A 17,551-nucleotide genomic window follows, 5' to 3' on the forward strand; every position below is an offset into this window, starting at 1 on the left:
AGTGAAAATTTTACTTGAATATGATATCTAATATGAGAAGAGTAAGGAGTAAGTTATTATGGGGAAGGATAGTTTGGTTATTGCAGAAGAAAAATTTAAGAATGTTGAAATAAAAAAAGAAGAAAATTTATTTAAGAAATATTGTGAAAATAATATAAAAAAGAGGAAGAGAATTAATTTAATAGTTAAGACTTTACTTTTTGTTTGTACTGCATTTGGTGTATTAATGTTAATTATATTGATAGGATCTGTGCTTAAGGATGGTGTTAAGTTTTTAAGTATTGATTTTTTAACTAATTCAGCATCTAGAATAGCATCTAGAGCAGGGGTTCTACCTGCTATAGTAGGAAGTTTAAGTGTTATAGTACTTACAGCTCTCATAGTTTTTCCTGTTGGCATTGGAGCAGCAATTTATATAGAAGAGTATATGAAACCTGGAAAGTTAAAGGAAATTGTAGAGCTTAATATAGCTAATCTTGCAGGAGTACCAGCAATAGTTTATGGAATTGTTAGTTTAGCTGTATTTGTACAATTCATGCATCTTGGAAGAGGAGTTTTAACAGGAGCTTTAACTTTGGCAATTCTTATATTACCAACAATAGTTATTACATCTAAGGAAGCTTTAAAAAATGTACCTAATTCTTTAAGAGAAGGTTCTTATGCGCTTGGAGTTACTAAGTGGCAAAGTATAACAGGGGTTGTATTGCCCTTTGCTATGCCCGGAATATTAACAGGTACTATACTTTCTATATCAAGGGCTTTAGGAGAATCATCACCACTAATAATGGTTGGTGCAGCTAGTTATGTTACTTTTTTACCAGAAGGTTTATTTTCATCTTACACAACATTACCACTTCAAATTTATAATTGGACATCAAGACCACAACCTGATTTTCAAAATTTAGCGGCTTCAGGAATAATAGTTTTACTTGTTGTATTACTTGGAATGAATGCCATAGCTATTATATTAAGAAATAAATATGAAAAGAAGATTTAATAATTTTAAGGTGGGGAGATTTAGCTATGGAAAGTGTTATTAAGATAGAAAATTTGAATTTTTATTATGGAAGTAAGAAGGCTTTAGATAATATTTCTATGGATATTCCAAAGGGAAAAGTAGTTGCACTTATTGGTCCATCAGGGTGTGGAAAATCTACATTTTTAAGATGTTTAAATAGAATGAATGATTTAATTGATGATATTAAATATGAAGGTAAGGTTATAGTTGAGGGAGAAAACATAATAGAAAGTCATAATCTTATTGAGCTTAGAAGGAAAGTTGGAATGGTGTTTCAAAAGCCAAATCCATTTCCTAAATCAATTTATGAAAATATAATTTACGGACCGAAAAGACATGGAATTAAAGATAAGAGAATTTTAGATGAAATGGTTAATAGTAGTTTAAAGTCTGTTGGACTTTATGATGAGGTATGCAATCGACTGAAAAAGTCAGCTTTTGATTTATCAGGAGGGCAACAACAAAGGTTATGTATTGCTAGGACTATTGTTGGAAAACCAAAGGTAATATTAATGGATGAACCAACTTCGGCTTTAGATCCAGTATCTACTATAAAAATAGAAGAGCTTATAATGGAACTTAAAAAAGATTATACTGTTGTTATTGTAACTCATAATATGGAGCAAGCTGCTAGAATATCTGATTATACAGGATTCTTTTTAAATGGAAAGTTAATTGAATTTGATGAAACTTATAGTATATTTACTAAGCCTAAAAAAAAGGAAACTGATGACTATATACAAGGAAGATTTGGATGATTGGAGTTGTTAAAAATGAAAATAGATAATTTAGAATTGTTTTATGGGAATGTGCAAGCTTTAAAAGGTATTTCTATGAATATTGAAAAAAACAAGGTTACAGCTCTTATAGGACCTTCAGGATGTGGAAAATCTACATTTTTAAGATGTTTAAATAGGATGAATGATTTAATTGATTCAGTAAAAATAAAGGGGAGTATTACTTATAGAGATAGGGATATTTATAGTTATGATGTGTTAGAACTTAGAAAGTATATTGGAATGGTATTTCAAAGACCTAATCCATTTCCAATGAGTATTTATGATAATATAGCATTTGGACTTAAAATACATGGTATTACTAATAAGAAAATAATTGACGAAATTGTGAGAGAATCTTTGATTAAGGTTGGTTTATATGAAGAGGTTAGATGCAGACTTAATAGTAGTGCATTAAAATTATCAGGAGGGCAACAGCAAAGGCTTTGTATAGCTAGAGCAATATCAATAAGTCCTGATATATTGCTAATGGATGAACCTACATCAGCTTTAGACCCAATTGCTACAAAAAAAATAGAAGAGCTTATAGTAGAACTTAAAAAAGATTACACTGTAGTTATTGTAACTCATAATATGCAACAAGCAAAAAGGATATCTGATTATACAGCTTATTTTTATGAAGGGGAAGTTGTTGAATTTGATGAGAGTTCAGTAATATTTAGTAGTCCTAAATCTGAAAAAACTATAAAATATATTTTTGGAGATAGGAAGTTAGGGAGAAAAGTTAGTTAAAAAGTTTTAAATAGCTAATAAGTTTTTATATAGATTAAGGAATACTTTAGGTGTTTCTCCACAAAAATAAAATCCTAGTTTTAGGAATTAAATAAAGTATTCTGGAGTAGCACATTCCCGGTGCTACGGAAAACAAAAGGAGGAGAGGATGTATCAAATTATAGATACATCCTTTCTGACCTTTATCTGGTTTTATTATGGAGCTACTGATTCTTTTTGATCCTCAATTTTAGAATTTTCATCAGCTGCAACCTCTGAATCATAAGGAGATACATATTTAGGATTTATTCTTTTTCTTTCTCCTTCAATTTCTCTTTTTAAACCTTCTACTAAGTAATCAAATTTTTTGTTTACTCTACCTTTGAAAAGCAGCTTTTGTATTATGGTATTAATTGATGTAAATACACCAGGAGTCCCTTGATCTTGAATAAGGGTAAGGTGTGTTCCACCATTTTCTAAGTCTTTAAGTTCATATCTAGATTTAAATGTTGTATTTGTTTTACTTGTTATAACTGTTACTTCGTAAACTTCATTTGGAATATAGTCACTTATTTCAAGGTAAGCCTGAGCTGTTCTTGTAGAATAAGCACCTATTTTCTTTCTAGTAGAAGTACCAATAGCTTCTTTTTCATTAAATCTAGGAAAATCCTGTTTAGCTTGTTTTCTAAATATTTTAAATACCTCATCTCTAGGGTAATCTAAGTCAACTTCATTTATAAAATTTGTTAAGTTAATAGCCATGGAAAAGCACCTCCAAGTAGATTATTATATTAATTATATCATAGAAATTATATAAATTTTAGTAAAATATATGTAATTATACAATATATAATGATATTGCTAAATAAAGTTAAAAAGATTTTATAAAATAAAAAAAGATGATAGGGGAGAACCCACTATCACCTTTTTATTTAAAATTATTTCATGCTTTCAGCAGCAACTTCATCCTCATCACCGATTCTGTTAGCGGCAATAATAAATGGAGCGTACATAACTATTGATAATAAGAATGTACCTAATGCAAGAACAGCAGCTTTCCAATCACCATTAGTAGCTAAGAATGCACCTAGTACTGGAGGTGTTGTCCATGCTGTTTCAGCAGCGATCTTATCAGCAAACGGTATTATTGCGGTAAATATATAAGCTATAGTAACACAGATAGCTGGAGTAAATACAAATGGTATGAACATTAATGGGTTTAATACCATTGGTAAACCGAATATTACAGGCTCGTTGATTTGGAATAAACCAGGAGCAGTAGCAAGTTTAGCAAGCTCTTTGTATTCTTGTTTCTTAGAGAATAAGTAAATAGCTATAACTAAACCTAAAGTAGCACCAGATCCACCATGCATAGCATAAACATCTAAGAAGTTTCTTGTTAATACATTAGGAACAGCAGCAGCTCCACCTTTGTTGAAGGCATCTATATTTTGATATAGTGGTGGTTTATACATTGTGTTCATAGCTGGATCTGTCATGTTTGAACCATGTAAACCGAAGAACCATAATAATTGAGCTAATAATACCATAAATATATAAGTAAATGGAGATTGTCCAAGTTTTATTAATGGATTTTGAATCATTTGCTCTATAAAATCCTTAAATGGAGTACCTATGAAATCAGTAAAGATTACACTTATTATAGCGAAAACCATTATAGATAATCCAGCAGGGAATACAGCAGAAAATGCTCTTGATACAGCAGGAGGTACTTGTTCTGGCATTTTAATAACCCAACCAGCTTTGGTAACCTTTACAAAGATTTCAGTAGCAATAAGAGCAACTATAATACCAGTGAACATAGCTGTTGAACCTAAATCACTAAATGGAATTAATGCACCATCAGTTTTAATTTTTAACATTATGGCTTTTCCAGCAGCATCTACAGCTCCAGTAGCATCTGCACCTTCAGTTATTCTAGAAATTGCTAAAATAACAAAATATGAAGCAGTAGAAGATAATGCAGCTCCTAGTCCATCAACTTCGTATGATTTAGCTAAATTATATGAAATACTAACAACTAAAAATACTGTTATAATTGCTAGGGTACCAAAATTGATTCTTAATAATACAGGTTCAATATACTTACTTAAAGTAGGTTGTATTGATTCTTTATAGAAGGCAATTTTGTTTAATTGTTCCCCGATAAGAGACCAGTCTCTTATTAAAACGTTGTTGATTAAGGATGCCATTGCACCAATCATGTTAATAGCAAGAGTAGCTATAAAACCATCTCTTAAGGCAGCTAAATGTCTTTGACCACCAATAACTGTAGCGAGAGGCATAACGTGTTTTTCAAGCCAGTCGCCAAGTTTGTTTACGAAATTCATGAATAATTCCCCCTTAAATAAATATTAAATTATAAAAAAACATAAAACTTAAAAAATATATAAATAAATATTTTTTAACAAATTTAATTTAGTTAACTATAATAAATATTTATGTTAACTATAAAATATAAAAATAAGACCTGAAAATTTAATTACATTAATTTTATTGCTTGCTCTACTACAGCAGCACCATCAACTTTTCCATAAGCTCTCATATCGATAACTTCGATTGGTTTTCCTGGAATAGCAGTTGAAACTTCTTTTAACATAAATCTAACTTGTGGTCCTAAAAGGATGACATCAGCTTTTGCAGCTTCAGCTTTGTAAGTACCTGAACCAGTAGCAGAAATATCTAAACTTAGCCCTTTTTCGGCAGCAGCTTTTTGCATTTTAGTAACTAGTAATGATGTTGACATACCAGCTGAACAAATTAATAATATTTTTTTCATTTTTTTATCCCCCTCATAAATAAAAAATATCTAAAATAAATTATGACATATATTAGAGCAACTTCTATGCCAAAAAAAGTGGAATGGCTTAATCATTACGTTTTCATAAATAAAAAAAAATAGTGTATAGAGCTTAATGGATAAAAATCCATACACTCTATACACATTGTTATTAAAATAATACACATATTTGTAAGTAATATACTATTAGTTTAAAGCTAAATTTTTCTTATTAAAATTCTTTAATAGTTCTTAAGATAAAGCAAATTTCATCGTCATTAAATTCTAGTTTTGAACAATTATTACTACTATTAAAAAAAGATTTTAGTAGTTGGAATTCTTTTTCATAGGATGATATTATTTGCTCTTTAAAATTGCATTTAAGTTTTTTATTTTCTAAATTGTAGATTCTTTCTAAGGCACAGGTTAAATGAAGGATTAATCCAAGAACTTTTTCTTCTTTTAAATTTTTTTCTATATTTTTATCAATAAAACTTAGAAGGCTAAATATAAAGTTCTTATAATCATTTTCATTTAAAAAGCTTTTGACCCTATCTTTATGTCTCTCTATAACTTCTATGTATAGAGGATTAATTTTAGAAGTATTTTTTGAAATTAATTTTTTAAGTTTTTTCAAGGAGTCATCTAAAAATAAGTCAGCAATAGATATAAAAGGAACTCCATAAATTTCCGGATTGAAGCTTCCAACTATAGCTATAATGTTTTTATCTTCTCCTAAATTATTCACAGAAGAGTAGAATTCATTAATATTATCAATATTAAGAGGAATTATTTGAATATTATTTTTAGTTGTATCTATCTTTTTTTGGATAATATCTTTTATTATTAAGGCACTTCCTTGACCTGTGGAACATACAGTTATGATTATATTATCACTTTTAGCTGTAAAATTTTCCTTAAGATTAGTTATATTAGAGTTAAGATAATTAAGATGACTTTCTTGTACTGAGTAACATATATTATCAATATCTTTATCAATCATTGCTTTTCTAGCACATTCCAGAACAGTAAGGGTAGAAGCCATTTCAATTACTTTAATTTTTATTCCAGTTTCTTCTGATATTAATGGAGCAAACATTTTTAAAGATCCCATATCTATAAGAAGTAGTACACCACCACCACTATGATTAGATAGAATAAGTTCTTTTAATTCTTTGTAAGCCATAGAATCATTTTTATCTAAACTCATATTATAAGGATAAATGTTATGGGCATTAATAAGTTTTCTTGCCACATCAACCATTGAAGTTGCTGTAGAATTACCATGCATAGCAACAATAACAATAGGATAATTGGCTTCATCTAAGTGTGGATTTTTTCCTAAGGTTAAAAACATGGTAATAAATCCAACTTCGTCATTAGGAATTTTAATATTAAATCTTTTTTCTATTTTACTAACAAAACTAAGGGAAAGAGCATATTCTTCTCTATGTTCATCAATAATGGCTTTTAAACTAGGATTATTTATTAGTTTACCTGATTTTAATCTTTTTATAGTGGAGTCTATATGAAGACATAAACCGTAAAATGTTTTAGAAGGAAGAACTCTATCTAATTCTTTTACAGAATTATTAAGGAAATCTTCTACCATTTCTATAATTTCAGGAGAAACTAATTTTGAAATTTCTTCTTTATTTATATTTTCACTAACATCTGAAACTAATTTTTTAAAATATCTATTTATTTCATTAGAAAGAACTACATTAATATCTTGATCATCTATGCCACGCTTTTGGAATTCTTCGATTTTTCCTTCCATAGATTCATAAAAGTTATCTGGCAATTTTCCTTTAACAATTTCAACTACTTCTTCAAAACCATTAGATTTAAAGGAAATTTGCTTATTTTCTTTAACTATAGCATCAATTTCATTCATATGTCTTTTATAAAGTATAAGACCTTGTTTTACATGTGGAGCAAAATCACTATTATCAAGATAGATAGTTTTTTCGCCTTTAGAGATGCACTTTAAAAAGGAGTTTGCACATCCAAGTTGTATATCACTTTTTAATTGTCCTATATTAGCAGAACAATTATAAAGTAAAAGACATCTAAGGCTATTTGGGGTAACTAGAATTTCTTTTCCTATTCTAGATGCTTCTATTTTTAAGAATTCACAAATTAAATCAAAGCGTTCTTCAAAAGTCCTATGACGGAGAGAAGGTAAGGTTATATTCATAGGCATTCTACGTCTAAAAGTTTGAAGGAGAGTAGTATTAGTATTTTCAGTGGTAGCACAGATGATTAATACTTCACTTTTTTTTACAAGTTCAGTTTCACCAAGTGGTGTGAACTCACCCTTATCCATTAAGTAGAATAGCATTTCCTGTCCCTCAGGAGGTAATCTATGAACCTCATCTAGAAATAAAATACCATTATTAGCTCTTTCAACATAACCTATAGTATCCTTATCAGCTCCAGTATAGGCACCTTTTTTGCAACCAAATAATCTAGTTAATAGAAGTTGAGGATTATTGGCATAATCAGCACAGTTAAAAGATATAAATGGCGCTTCAGGAGAAAAAATACTACTTTCTATAGCAAATCTATGCATAAGCTCAGCAAACATAGTTTTCCCAACACCAGTTTCACCAAGGAGCAATGTATTAAGGCCATGGGGAGGATAAAGCATAGCTGCTTTAGCTTGTTGAATACAATTTTTTAAGCTTTTATTTCCTCCAATTATGTTATCTATATTTACTGTGAAGGAATTTTTTTTATTAAGGATATTTGAATTTATTTTATAGAGTACAGGTTTTCCTTTAATTTTTAGTACTTTTCCTTCAGCATATAACTCATTAAGAATTTTACTAACATTAGCCCTTTTTATATTTAATTTTTCAGCTATTTCATTGGTTTCACAACCGAAGTTTGAATCATTATTACCTTGATTTTTAGATTTAATATACTCCAAAATCAAGTCTTTATTTGTGGATTTTTTCATTTATACACCTCTCAAAATATACCATTTTACATTTCAAAAATTTTGACCAAAGCAATAAAAAACTATACTACTAAATTTTTACAATAAAAATGTGTTTAAAGTTTAAAATATTTGTGTATAAAAATTAAATTTTAAAATAAACACATTAATTTTTTATAAAGATAAAAAATGAAAAAATATGTAGGATATTAAGATTTTTTTAAGGAATCTATTAATATAGATAAGCAAAATTTACAAAGAGGTGAAGTGAATATACAAAAAGGTATACACATGTATATACAGAGAGGTTTTAAAGATAATAATATGTTATCTTAAGATAGATTATTAGAAGAATTACGAAAATTGGCATGGTGTTTGCTATATTTATTAAGTATATTAGCAATTATTAAATTATGTAGCTATGAAATAAAAATATTATTAAGAATAAATTTGTTACTATGATTAATATAATTACAACAAAGCATTAAAACAAATATTTATGGGGAAGGATGATTAAAGAAATGAATAAGTTTTTAGTAGTTAGTAAAGGATTACCGCAATCAAGAGCTTTTGAAAAAGCAGCAAAGGAATATGTAGAAAAGAATAATCTACCAATAGAATGGATATTTGAAACAGCTGATAGATATTTAGATGTAGTTAAAGAAGAAGATATAAGAGCCGTATTAATATCACCAGAAGTTATTATAGTTGAAAATAAAATAAAAGCAGATTTAGATACTATTAATGTTGATTATGTAACACTTAAACCAGCAGATTTTGGTCTAAAGAGATTAGATAAAATAATACCTGTTATTGAAAAGTTTTTAAAGTAATTTAAAAGAAAATGGAGCGTCTCAAGAAAAGATTTATTCTATCTTAGAGAAAGCTCCATTTTTACTTTTTATTATTTTAATTTAAAAGAACTCTTTAATGGAACTATTCTGTTAAATACTAATTTTTCAGCAGTTGTGTATTTAGAGTCAACTGTAAAGTAACCATTTCTTATGAATTGGAATTTATCTAAAATTTTAGCATCTTTTATTCTTGGTTCCATGAAACCTTGTTTGATTATTAATGAATTTGGATTTATGTCATCAAGGAAGTTTGCACTATTTCCAGCTTCAGCATCATTTATTAGTGGTTCATATAATCTAAATTCAGCAGGAACATTATCCTTTGCATCTATCCAATGGATAGTTGATTTTACTTTTCTTCCTGTGAACCCAGTACCACTCTTAGTTTCTGGGTCATAAGTACAATGAATTTCTGTTACTTTTCCATTTTCATCTTTTATTACATCAGTACATTTTACGAAATATGCACCTCTAAGTCTTACTTCATTTCCTGGGAATAGTCTGTAGTATTTAGGTACAGGTTCTTCCATGAAATCTTCTTGTTCTATATATATTTCTCTTGAGAATGTAGTTTTTATAGTTCCTTTGCTTTCATCCTTTGGATCAGCAGGGATTTCAAGAATTTCACTTTCATTTTCAGGGTAGTTTGTTATAACTACTTTTAAAGGATCTATAACAGCAGTTGCCTTTTCAGCCTTAGTTGATAAATCATCTCTTATGAAATATTCAAGCATTTGTGAATCTACTGTTGAGTAAGCTTTTGAAACACCTATTTCTCTACAGAAGTTTCTTATTGATTCAGGAGTATATCCTCTTCTTCTAAGACCTGCTATAGTAGGCATTCTTGGGTCATCCCATCCATCAGCAACTCCTGTATCTACAAGAAGTTTAAGCTTTCTTTTACTCATAACTGTATTTGTTATGTTAAGTCTTGCAAATTCTATTTGTCTTGGAACTGATTCCATTTCACATTCTCTTACAACCCAATCATAAAATGGTCTATGATCTTCAAATTCAAGAGTACAAATAGAATGAGTTATTCCTTCTATGGCATCTTCAATTGGATGAGCAAAGTCATACATTGGGTATATGCACCACTTGTTACCAGTATTATGGTGCTCTGAATGAGCAATTCTATATATAACAGGATCTCTCATGTTTATATTTGGAGAGCTCATGTCTATTTTTGCTCTTAATACTTTTTCACCATTTGCAAATTCTCCATTTTTCATTCTTTCAAATAAAGCAAGGTTTTCTTCAATTGATCTATCTCTATAAGGACTGTTTTTACCTGGTTCAGTAAGAGTACCTCTATATTCTTTCATTTCTTCTGATGATAAGTCACAAACAAAAGCTAATCCTTTCTTTATTAAAAGAACTGCTTTTTCATACATTGTGTCAAAGTAATTTGAAGCAAAGAATAAGTTATCCCAATCAAATCCAAGCCACTTGACATCAGCTTTAATTGATTCTACATACTCAGTATCTTCTTTAACTGGGTTTGTATCATCAAATCTAAGATTTGTTTTTCCTTTAAATTCGTCAGCTAATTCAAAGTTTAAAACTATTGATTTTGCATGACCTATATGAAGGTATCCATTTGGTTCTGGTGGAAAACGAGTGATTATTTCTTGATGCTTTCCACTTTCAATATCATCAATTACGATATTTCTTATAAAATTAGATGAATTTGGGGTATTTGACATAATTATCCTTCCTTTTCTTGTAATTTTAATTTCCAACACTCTATTATAAGATTAAAGTTAATAAAAATGCTAGTGTTTAATTTCTGAAACTCATTTAATAAATAAAAATTTTAGTTCATTTCAACATACAAAATTTAAATTTGTATACTCATTCAACTATTTATGAACTGTTGTTTCAAGGGAGAAACTTTAAGTTCAACAAGTTTCTTATTATATAAATTTAAATATATCATAAAAAATATAAACTATCTATAAATATATGTTAATTTTTTGTTATTTAGTGCTTTTTCTGTTCTTTATAGATGATAATGAATGTATAATTATAATGAAAAGTATATAATAATTTAAAATATGATAAATAATTACTTAAAGTCATACTTTGAAATATTTAAAGTAATAATCTGAAATATTTAGAAATTTGAAGATAGAAGCTTTAGGTGATTTCATTTTTAAATTAGGAATCTTGGGGGATTTATGGATTATAAAGAGCTTTATGAGGGACTAAATGAAGAGTTTAAAAGCTATCGTAAATTTGTAGAGTCTAAGCTTCTTGAGTTAAAGGAATCAAACTATCAGTTAGAAAGAAATTTAAGTATATTTGCAAATATTGTCGAAATGGGACGATATATAAGCTTATATATATTTGATGATAAATTATTAGAAAAAATAAATGATAGCATAATAGGGGTGCTTGGAGTTAATTATTCTACAATACATATATTTAATGGATTTTCCTTAGAAGCAAAGGTTAGTAACTGCAAGAGAATAGAAGATGTTAAAATACATTATGAACTTAAACTTTTGAAGGACAGAAAAACTTTTATAATAAATGAGCAAGAAAAGATATTTAAAAGTGATAAAAATAGAGATGAAGTACATTCTTTAATAGCAGTTCCTATAATAGCTAATGAGAGTTTTATAGGATATATAGTTGTAGAACATAAATATTATGGTTTTTTCCAAACAAAGGATATTAAATTTTTAGAGCATATTTCAAATCAAGTGACTATGGCTTTGACTAATAGAAATTTATACAAAAAAGTACAAGAAGCAGCAAAGAAGGATGTGCTTTTAGATATATATAATAGAAAATACTTTTATGAAGTTTTTACTGAAATAGCAAGGACAAAATCAAAGAAGTGTTTTGCTTTAGTTATGGGAGATATAGATAATTTCAAAAAGATAAATGATAATTATGGTCATTTAGTAGGAGACTATGCTTTAAAGCATGTTATAGGAATAATGAATTTTAATCTTAATGATAAGGATGTTATTGCTAGGTATGGTGGAGAAGAAATAATAATGCTTGTGGAAAATAAACAAGATAAAGTTGAAATTATGAAAAAAATAGAGCATATAAGAAATGATATTGAACGATTTCCTTTACGATTAGTTGATGGGAGAGTTGTGAAAATAACAATGAGTTTTGGGGTAGCATTTGTGGAAGAAATAACTGATAATATGGATATAGATCATATAATAAAAATAGCTGATGAAAATTTATATAGAGCAAAAGCTAATGGTAAGAATAGAGTAGAGTTCTAAAATTTTTTATTATTATTTGTATTAGGATGTTTTTATATTTTATCTATACTAATAAGTTTTACAAATTAAGACATAAATAAGAATGAAATTAGGTTTTTCTTTGGGAGAATCTAATTTTTTATTTTATATATGGTATTTGTAGTATGAATATTATGTATTTAGAACTTTAATAGGGAGTTTTATTAGAAGAGAATAAAAAATTATTATAAGAAATTGTGTGAAGTAGTGATTTTTTTACTGTATATATTAATATAATAAAATATAAGAGAATCAAAAATATAAATAGAGGTGATTTTTAAAGTTAGTGAGCTAGTATTAAGTTCTTTAAATATTAAAAATATTTTATAAAGGGGTGTCTGCGATGATAAGATTATTTTGTGGTAAAAGAGGATCTGGAAAAAGTAAGACATTAATTAAATTAGCTAATGACGAAGTAGAAAACTTAAAAGGAAATTCTGTTTATATAGATGACGATAAAAAAAGAATGTTTATGCTTGATAATAAAATAAGATTCATTGCAATGGATGATTATTCAGTTAGTGGATATTGCGAATTTAAAGGATTTTTGTATGGTTTACTTTCTAGTGATTATGATATAGAAAATATATATATTGATGGTTTTGGAGAAATTATCAATAGTAATAATTATGACGGGTTAAAAATGTATTTAAATTCTTTAGAGGAATTAAGTTCAAAATATAATGTAAACGTATTTATAAATATCCATAAGGAATTAGAGGAAATTCCAAGTTTCATAAAAAAGTATGTGGCATGAGTTTAATAAAATTTAGTTAAGATAAAATCCTTAAATAAATATATGTTTTTTAGAGAGTCTTAATTAAATCTTATTAGTAGGTTTAAAAGTATCTAAGGTGATTATTATGAAGATAGTTGAAGCTATTAAAGAGTTTTAGAGCTTCAGCTATTTTAGAAATTTAAATAGCACTTTATTAAAGAGATATAGCTTATTTTTTATTACATAACCATAATGAGAGTTATAAATGTAGACTTAATTCAGGTGGAGTTTTGACTTCATCCACCAGAGAAAAAATAGGAAAATATGTTGACTTATTTAATTTAGAGAAATATAATTAAACCATAGATTTAGGCTTTTTTAGGAGTAACTTAAATTTAGAATTAAATTTTTAATAGTGCATATTTAATATTAATAGTACTTGCATTTGACTTTAATAATGTACTATAATTAAGAACAAGATAAGCTTAAGCTATAAATTTATTATAGCTTTATAATTAAAGACTGTGAAGAGAACTAGTAGAAGTATCTAAACTTAACAGAAAATTGCTGGTTGATGAGAAGCTTTTAAGATATTTACTTTGAATACATCTCGGAGTTATGGGCTGAACTTTACCTAAAAAGGTAAAATAGGTTACATCGGTTAGACTTCGTTATTAGTCTAGTTAAGGTTATGAATATAACTTTTATTCATAACGAATTAAGGTGGTACCACGATAATCTCGTCCTTTGTTGTAGGATGGGAATTTTTTTTTTGCAAATAATTTAAGTTTAATCTAATAAAGAATAAGAAAGTGAGGAATTTAATATGGAAAAAGAAAAAAATGTTTTAGATACCCTTATTGAACGTGGTTATATTAAACAATTTACACATATGGAAGAAACAAGAGAATTATTAGAAAAGGAAAAGATTACTTTCTATATAGGATTTGACCCAACTGCTGATAGTTTACATGTAGGTCACTTTATAGCAATGATGTTCATGGCGCATATGCAAAAAGCAGGACATAGACCAATAGCTTTAATTGGTGGTGGAACAGCTATGATCGGTGACCCAAGTGGAAAAACTGATATGAGAACTATGATGACTAAGGAAACTATAGCTCATAATGTTGAAGCTATTAAAAAGCAAATGGAGAAGTTTATAGACTTTTCAGATGACAAAGCTTTACTAGTTAACAATGCAGATTGGTTATTAAATCAAAATTATGTTGACTTCATAAGAGATATAGGAGTTCACTTCTCAGTAAATAAAATGTTAGCTGCAGAATGTTTCAAACAAAGAATGGAAAAAGGTCTTTCATTCTTAGAATTTAACTACATGTTAATGCAAGCTTTTGACTTCTATGAGTTAAATAGAAAATACGATTGTAAAATGCAATTAGGTGGAGATGACCAATGGTCAAACATGATAGCTGGTGTTGATTTAGTTAGAAAGAAATCACAAAAAAGTGTTTATGCAATGACTTGTGCATTATTAACAAATTCAGAAGGTCAAAAAATGGGTAAAACAGTAGGCGGAGCATTATGGCTTGACCCTGAAAAAACATCACCATATGATTTCTACCAATACTGGAGAAATGTTGGAGACAAAGATGTTGAACAATGCTTAAGATTAATAACATTTGTTCCAATGGATGAAGTAAAAAGATTATCAAGCTTAGAAGGTTCAGCTATAAACGAAGCTAAGAAAGTTCTTGCTTTTGAAGTAACTAAACTTATTCACGGAGAAGAAGAAGCTAAAAAAGCTCAAGAAGCAGCAGAAGCTTTATTCGGTGGTGGAGCAAACTTAGATAATGTTCCAACAATAACTGTAGAAAAAGAAGACTTAGGAAAAGAATTACTAGAAATTTTAGTAGCTAATAAAGTTTTCCCATCAAAAGGTGAAGGAAAGAGAATGGTTCAACAAGGTGGATTATCAATAAATGATAATAAAGTTGAAGATTTCAAAAAAGTACTAGAAGAATCAGACTTTGTAGATGATATGGTACTTGTTAAAAAAGGTAAAAAGAAATACTATAAAATAGTAATTTCATAAATTGAAAATTAGTTTAGATTGATTCTTGATAGATTTTATAACAATTAATAAGAAGCAAAAATAAAAACTTAAAGTTCATAAAATAGACTCTATATAGACTTGTGTAATACATTTCTATATAGAGTTTTTAATTTTTAGTAATATTTAAAATTCTTAATTCTTAATTTTATTTATCGATAATCTTTTTAGTTGGAAGAATAGTTTATTTTGGGGGATTTATAATATGCAAGTTTCAAATATAGAAAATATAAAGCCTATTAAGACTGTAGATAACGTTTTAAGAAAGGGAATTAAATTTAAAGGTGAGGTTAAGGAAATTAATTTAGCTAAGGGGGAAGCTACTTTAGTTCTAAGGGGAGGGAAAGAACTAAAGGCAAAGATTGAAGTTGATATTAGTAAACTTATTAGGGGAAGATCCTATAGTTTTGAAGTTTTGAACTATGAAGGTGGAGAACTTAAATTAACTATAGGAAATCTTAATACGCCTATTAATAAAATAAGTAATAGTTTAGAGTTATTTATGAAGGAGAATAAGATTCCTTTGAAATTTAAGAATATTTTAAAGTTTATGTTAAAGTATGAAGTTCCTTTAACTAAGGAAAATATTAATAAGTTCAGTAATTTTCTTAATTTAGCTGAAAAGCCTGTTGAGGATTTTGAGAAGTCTTTGGAAACCTTAGATAATTATATAAAAAATAAAGTTTCAGATGATTTATATAAAAATATAGATTTTAAAAATGAGTTAAAGGAATGCTTTAAGGAATTATCAAAGTTTAGCAAAGATAACATGGCAAGTCTTTTAGAAAATAATATAGTGGTAGATAAAGAAAATATAAAAAGCTTTAATAATCTGTTCAAAGGAGAAGGAAGTATTTTTGATATAGTAAAAAATATTGAAAAAGCAGGATTTAATGAAGAAATTTTTGGTGCTGTTTTCCATGGTGAAGATGAAGGGGTAAATTATAGTTATACTATAAATTCAGATAATAAAGTGGAAACTTCTGAGTATATTTTTGAGGAAAAAGAGCTATTAAATCATTTAAGTAGTAAAGAGGATTTAGAAAGTAAGGTTCAATTTACTAATAATGAAAATACCAATAAAAAAGAAGTAACTGGGAGTGGATTTGTTAATAATAAACTTAATGAAGAAGTAGTTAAAGAAAATTATATAAGTAAAGATATGAACTATAGAGAGGTTATTGAAGGAATATTAAATTATAAAGAGGGAGAAAATAAAAGTAGTAGTGTGGATTTTAGTAAACTATTATTAAAAGATGAATCTTTCAATATATTAGAAAGTCTAGGATATAATAAAGAAGATATATTCTTGGGGAAAATAAGTAAAGAAAATATAGAAGAAAAATTAAGTGAATTTTTAGATAAAAAGATTGATATAAGTAATAAAGAGTTTGAAGATATTAAAGAAAGAATAAAGCAATTAAAAAACATCCCTAAAGGAAATATTCCTAATGAAAATAAGCTTTTGGAGAATATTCTTAAGAAAGGTATTTATGAGGAAAATAAACTTTTAGAAAATAAATTTTTATTTACAAATGCAAAAGATATAGTGGGTGAAATAAAAAATAAAGAAGAAGAGATGAAAAATATAATTAAGAATCTCATAAAAGAAGCATCATCATCATCTAATAAGTCAGAAGCAATAAGTAATTTAATAAAAAATAATATTAATGATTTTAAGCTTTTTAATGATTTTAGTAATGAGTATTATTATTTAGATGTACCAGTAAATATTAATAAAGAGGAGTATGGAGTTAGACTAGTTATAAAAGATGAAAGAGCAGAGGGAAAAAAAGTAAATAAAAATAATGTGAAACTTGCTTTAACAGTGAAAACTATAAATATTGGTGAGGTTGATGCTTTATTAAGTTTTGTAGATAAAAAACTTAATGTAGAAATAAAAATACAAAAGGAAAATATAGAATATATTAGAGAAAATCTAGGTAAGCTAGAAAAATCACTTGAACTATTAGGATTTATGCCTTATATTTTTGTTAGTGAGAAAGTCCATGAAAAAAGTGATATAAGCACCTATAGAGATTTCTTTAATAATTCTAAAAATAGTATTTTAGATAGATTAATATAGGGGGAAAACATATGGACTACAGAAAAAAAGCAGCAGCATTAACCTATAAGGATAATTTTGATGCGCCAGTAGTTTCTGCTGTTGGAATGGGAATAATAGCTGACAATATAATTGAAAGAGCAAAAGAAAATGAAGTACCTATTGTTTATAATAAGGAGCTAACTGATTTGCTTTGTAATGTAGATGCTGGAGATTCTATTCCATATGAATTGTATGATGCTGTAGCTAATGTTATAGCTTATATAACAGAATTAGATGGAAAAAATAATTAGGAGGAAGA

The 17,551-nt window shown here is 27.6% G+C and carries 14 protein-coding genes and 1 other annotated feature; of the genes, 9 read left to right on the forward strand and 5 right to left on the reverse strand.

The genetic code is table 11. The features are described 5' to 3' along the window. Positions 1 to 58 precede the first annotated feature (58 nt). From pstA to pstB (ARA19_RS03805), 3 genes are read left to right on the forward strand one after another with little or no spacing between them, the layout of a single operon-like run. A complete protein-coding gene (gene pstA / locus ARA19_RS03795) occupies positions 59 to 997 on the forward strand; it encodes a phosphate ABC transporter permease PstA (protein ID WP_084764214.1) in 939 nt (312 codons plus the stop codon). Positions 998 to 1,023: 26 nt separating this feature from the next. Further along, the gene (gene pstB, locus ARA19_RS03800) at positions 1,024 to 1,776 is read left to right on the forward strand and encodes a phosphate ABC transporter ATP-binding protein PstB (RefSeq protein ID WP_055069611.1); all 753 of its coding nucleotides are present in this window, start codon (positions 1,024 to 1,026) and stop codon (positions 1,774 to 1,776) included. Positions 1,777 to 1,782: 6 nt separating this feature from the next. Next, positions 1,783 to 2,547: a phosphate ABC transporter ATP-binding protein PstB gene (gene pstB, locus ARA19_RS03805; RefSeq protein WP_278321663.1), complete on the forward strand. Its 765-nt coding sequence runs from the start codon at positions 1,783 to 1,785 to the stop codon at positions 2,545 to 2,547. A 195-nt stretch (positions 2,548 to 2,742) separates the two neighbouring features. On the opposite strand, the gene ARA19_RS03810 is transcribed toward pstB (ARA19_RS03805), so the two are convergent. The 4 genes from ARA19_RS03810 to ARA19_RS03825 form a co-directional block, all read right to left on the reverse strand. After that, positions 2,743 to 3,288 (reverse strand): DUF3284 domain-containing protein, encoded by a 546-nt coding sequence (locus tag ARA19_RS03810; protein ID WP_055069613.1) that lies wholly within the window; start codon positions 3,286 to 3,288, stop codon positions 2,743 to 2,745. Positions 3,289 to 3,464: 176 nt separating this feature from the next. Further along, on the reverse strand, positions 3,465 to 4,877 hold the full coding sequence (locus ARA19_RS03815) for a PTS sugar transporter subunit IIC (protein ID WP_055069614.1): 1,413 nt from the start codon (positions 4,875 to 4,877) through the stop codon (positions 3,465 to 3,467). Positions 4,878 to 5,029: 152 nt separating this feature from the next. Then, positions 5,030 to 5,326 carry a PTS sugar transporter subunit IIB gene (locus tag ARA19_RS03820; protein ID WP_055069615.1) on the reverse strand — a complete coding sequence of 99 codons (297 nt, stop codon included), beginning with the start codon at positions 5,324 to 5,326 and terminating at the stop codon, positions 5,030 to 5,032. Positions 5,327 to 5,558: 232 nt separating this feature from the next. Then, positions 5,559 to 8,291, reverse strand: a complete 2,733-nt coding sequence (locus ARA19_RS03825; RefSeq protein WP_055069616.1) for a sigma-54-dependent transcriptional regulator — start codon at positions 8,289 to 8,291, stop codon at positions 5,559 to 5,561. A gap of 500 nt (positions 8,292 to 8,791) precedes the next feature. On the opposite strand from ARA19_RS03825, the gene ARA19_RS03830 reads away from it, so the two are divergent. Then, positions 8,792 to 9,103 carry a hypothetical protein gene (locus ARA19_RS03830; protein WP_147574353.1) on the forward strand — a complete coding sequence of 104 codons (312 nt, stop codon included), beginning with the start codon at positions 8,792 to 8,794 and terminating at the stop codon, positions 9,101 to 9,103. 71 nt (positions 9,104 to 9,174) lie between these two features. Here the strand turns inward: ARA19_RS03830 and ARA19_RS03835 are convergent, their stop codons facing one another. Next, a complete protein-coding gene (locus ARA19_RS03835; protein ID WP_055069618.1) occupies positions 9,175 to 10,830 on the reverse strand; it encodes a glutamine--tRNA ligase/YqeY domain fusion protein in 1,656 nt (551 codons plus the stop codon). A 474-nt stretch (positions 10,831 to 11,304) separates the two neighbouring features. On the opposite strand from ARA19_RS03835, the gene ARA19_RS03840 reads away from it, so the two are divergent. From ARA19_RS03840 to ARA19_RS03860, 5 genes are all read left to right on the forward strand, one after another. Next, positions 11,305 to 12,375, forward strand: a complete 1,071-nt coding sequence (locus ARA19_RS03840) for a sensor domain-containing diguanylate cyclase (RefSeq protein WP_055069619.1) — start codon at positions 11,305 to 11,307, stop codon at positions 12,373 to 12,375. Between the two features lie 361 nt (positions 12,376 to 12,736). Then, entirely contained in the window at positions 12,737 to 13,150 is a 414-nt protein-coding gene (locus tag ARA19_RS03845; protein WP_055069620.1) for a hypothetical protein, read from the forward strand. A 476-nt stretch (positions 13,151 to 13,626) separates the two neighbouring features. Beyond that, positions 13,627 to 13,862 (forward strand) — a binding site (T-box leader). Positions 13,863 to 13,937: 75 nt separating this feature from the next. Next, the gene (gene tyrS / locus ARA19_RS03850; RefSeq protein ID WP_055069621.1) at positions 13,938 to 15,167 is read left to right on the forward strand and encodes a tyrosine--tRNA ligase; all 1,230 of its coding nucleotides are present in this window, start codon (positions 13,938 to 13,940) and stop codon (positions 15,165 to 15,167) included. Positions 15,168 to 15,390: 223 nt separating this feature from the next. After that, positions 15,391 to 17,271 carry a hypothetical protein gene (locus ARA19_RS03855; RefSeq protein WP_055069622.1) on the forward strand — a complete coding sequence of 627 codons (1,881 nt, stop codon included), beginning with the start codon at positions 15,391 to 15,393 and terminating at the stop codon, positions 17,269 to 17,271. A gap of 11 nt (positions 17,272 to 17,282) precedes the next feature. Beyond that, positions 17,283 to 17,543 carry an EscU/YscU/HrcU family type III secretion system export apparatus switch protein gene (locus tag ARA19_RS03860; protein WP_055069623.1) on the forward strand — a complete coding sequence of 87 codons (261 nt, stop codon included), beginning with the start codon at positions 17,283 to 17,285 and terminating at the stop codon, positions 17,541 to 17,543. The last annotated feature ends 8 nt before the right edge of the window (positions 17,544 to 17,551 follow it).

Source organism: Clostridium massiliamazoniense (assembly GCF_001403635.1).
Lineage (GTDB): Bacteria > Bacillota > Clostridia > Clostridiales > Clostridiaceae > Sarcina > Sarcina massiliamazoniense.

What these genes read in the sequence shown, in the direction of transcription:
- pstA (WP_084764214.1), top strand. Translation starts at nt 59, where the DNA reads ATGGGGAAGGATAGTTTGGTTATTGCAGAAGAAAAATTTAAGAATGTT.
- pstB (WP_055069611.1), top strand. Translation starts at nt 1,024, where the DNA reads ATGGAAAGTGTTATTAAGATAGAAAATTTGAATTTTTATTATGGAAGT.
- ARA19_RS03810 (WP_055069613.1), bottom strand. Translation starts at nt 3,288, where the DNA reads ATGGCTATTAACTTAACAAATTTTATAAATGAAGTTGACTTAGATTAC.
- ARA19_RS03815 (WP_055069614.1), bottom strand. Translation starts at nt 4,877, where the DNA reads ATGAATTTCGTAAACAAACTTGGCGACTGGCTTGAAAAACACGTTATG.
- ARA19_RS03820 (WP_055069615.1), bottom strand. Translation starts at nt 5,326, where the DNA reads ATGAAAAAAATATTATTAATTTGTTCAGCTGGTATGTCAACATCATTA.
- ARA19_RS03825 (WP_055069616.1), bottom strand. Translation starts at nt 8,291, where the DNA reads ATGAAAAAATCCACAAATAAAGACTTGATTTTGGAGTATATTAAATCT.
- ARA19_RS03830 (WP_147574353.1), top strand. Translation starts at nt 8,792, where the DNA reads ATGAATAAGTTTTTAGTAGTTAGTAAAGGATTACCGCAATCAAGAGCT.
- ARA19_RS03835 (WP_055069618.1), bottom strand. Translation starts at nt 10,830, where the DNA reads ATGTCAAATACCCCAAATTCATCTAATTTTATAAGAAATATCGTAATT.
- ARA19_RS03840 (WP_055069619.1), top strand. Translation starts at nt 11,305, where the DNA reads ATGGATTATAAAGAGCTTTATGAGGGACTAAATGAAGAGTTTAAAAGC.
- ARA19_RS03845 (WP_055069620.1), top strand. Translation starts at nt 12,737, where the DNA reads ATGATAAGATTATTTTGTGGTAAAAGAGGATCTGGAAAAAGTAAGACA.
- tyrS (WP_055069621.1), top strand. Translation starts at nt 13,938, where the DNA reads ATGGAAAAAGAAAAAAATGTTTTAGATACCCTTATTGAACGTGGTTAT.
- ARA19_RS03855 (WP_055069622.1), top strand. Translation starts at nt 15,391, where the DNA reads ATGCAAGTTTCAAATATAGAAAATATAAAGCCTATTAAGACTGTAGAT.
- ARA19_RS03860 (WP_055069623.1), top strand. Translation starts at nt 17,283, where the DNA reads ATGGACTACAGAAAAAAAGCAGCAGCATTAACCTATAAGGATAATTTT.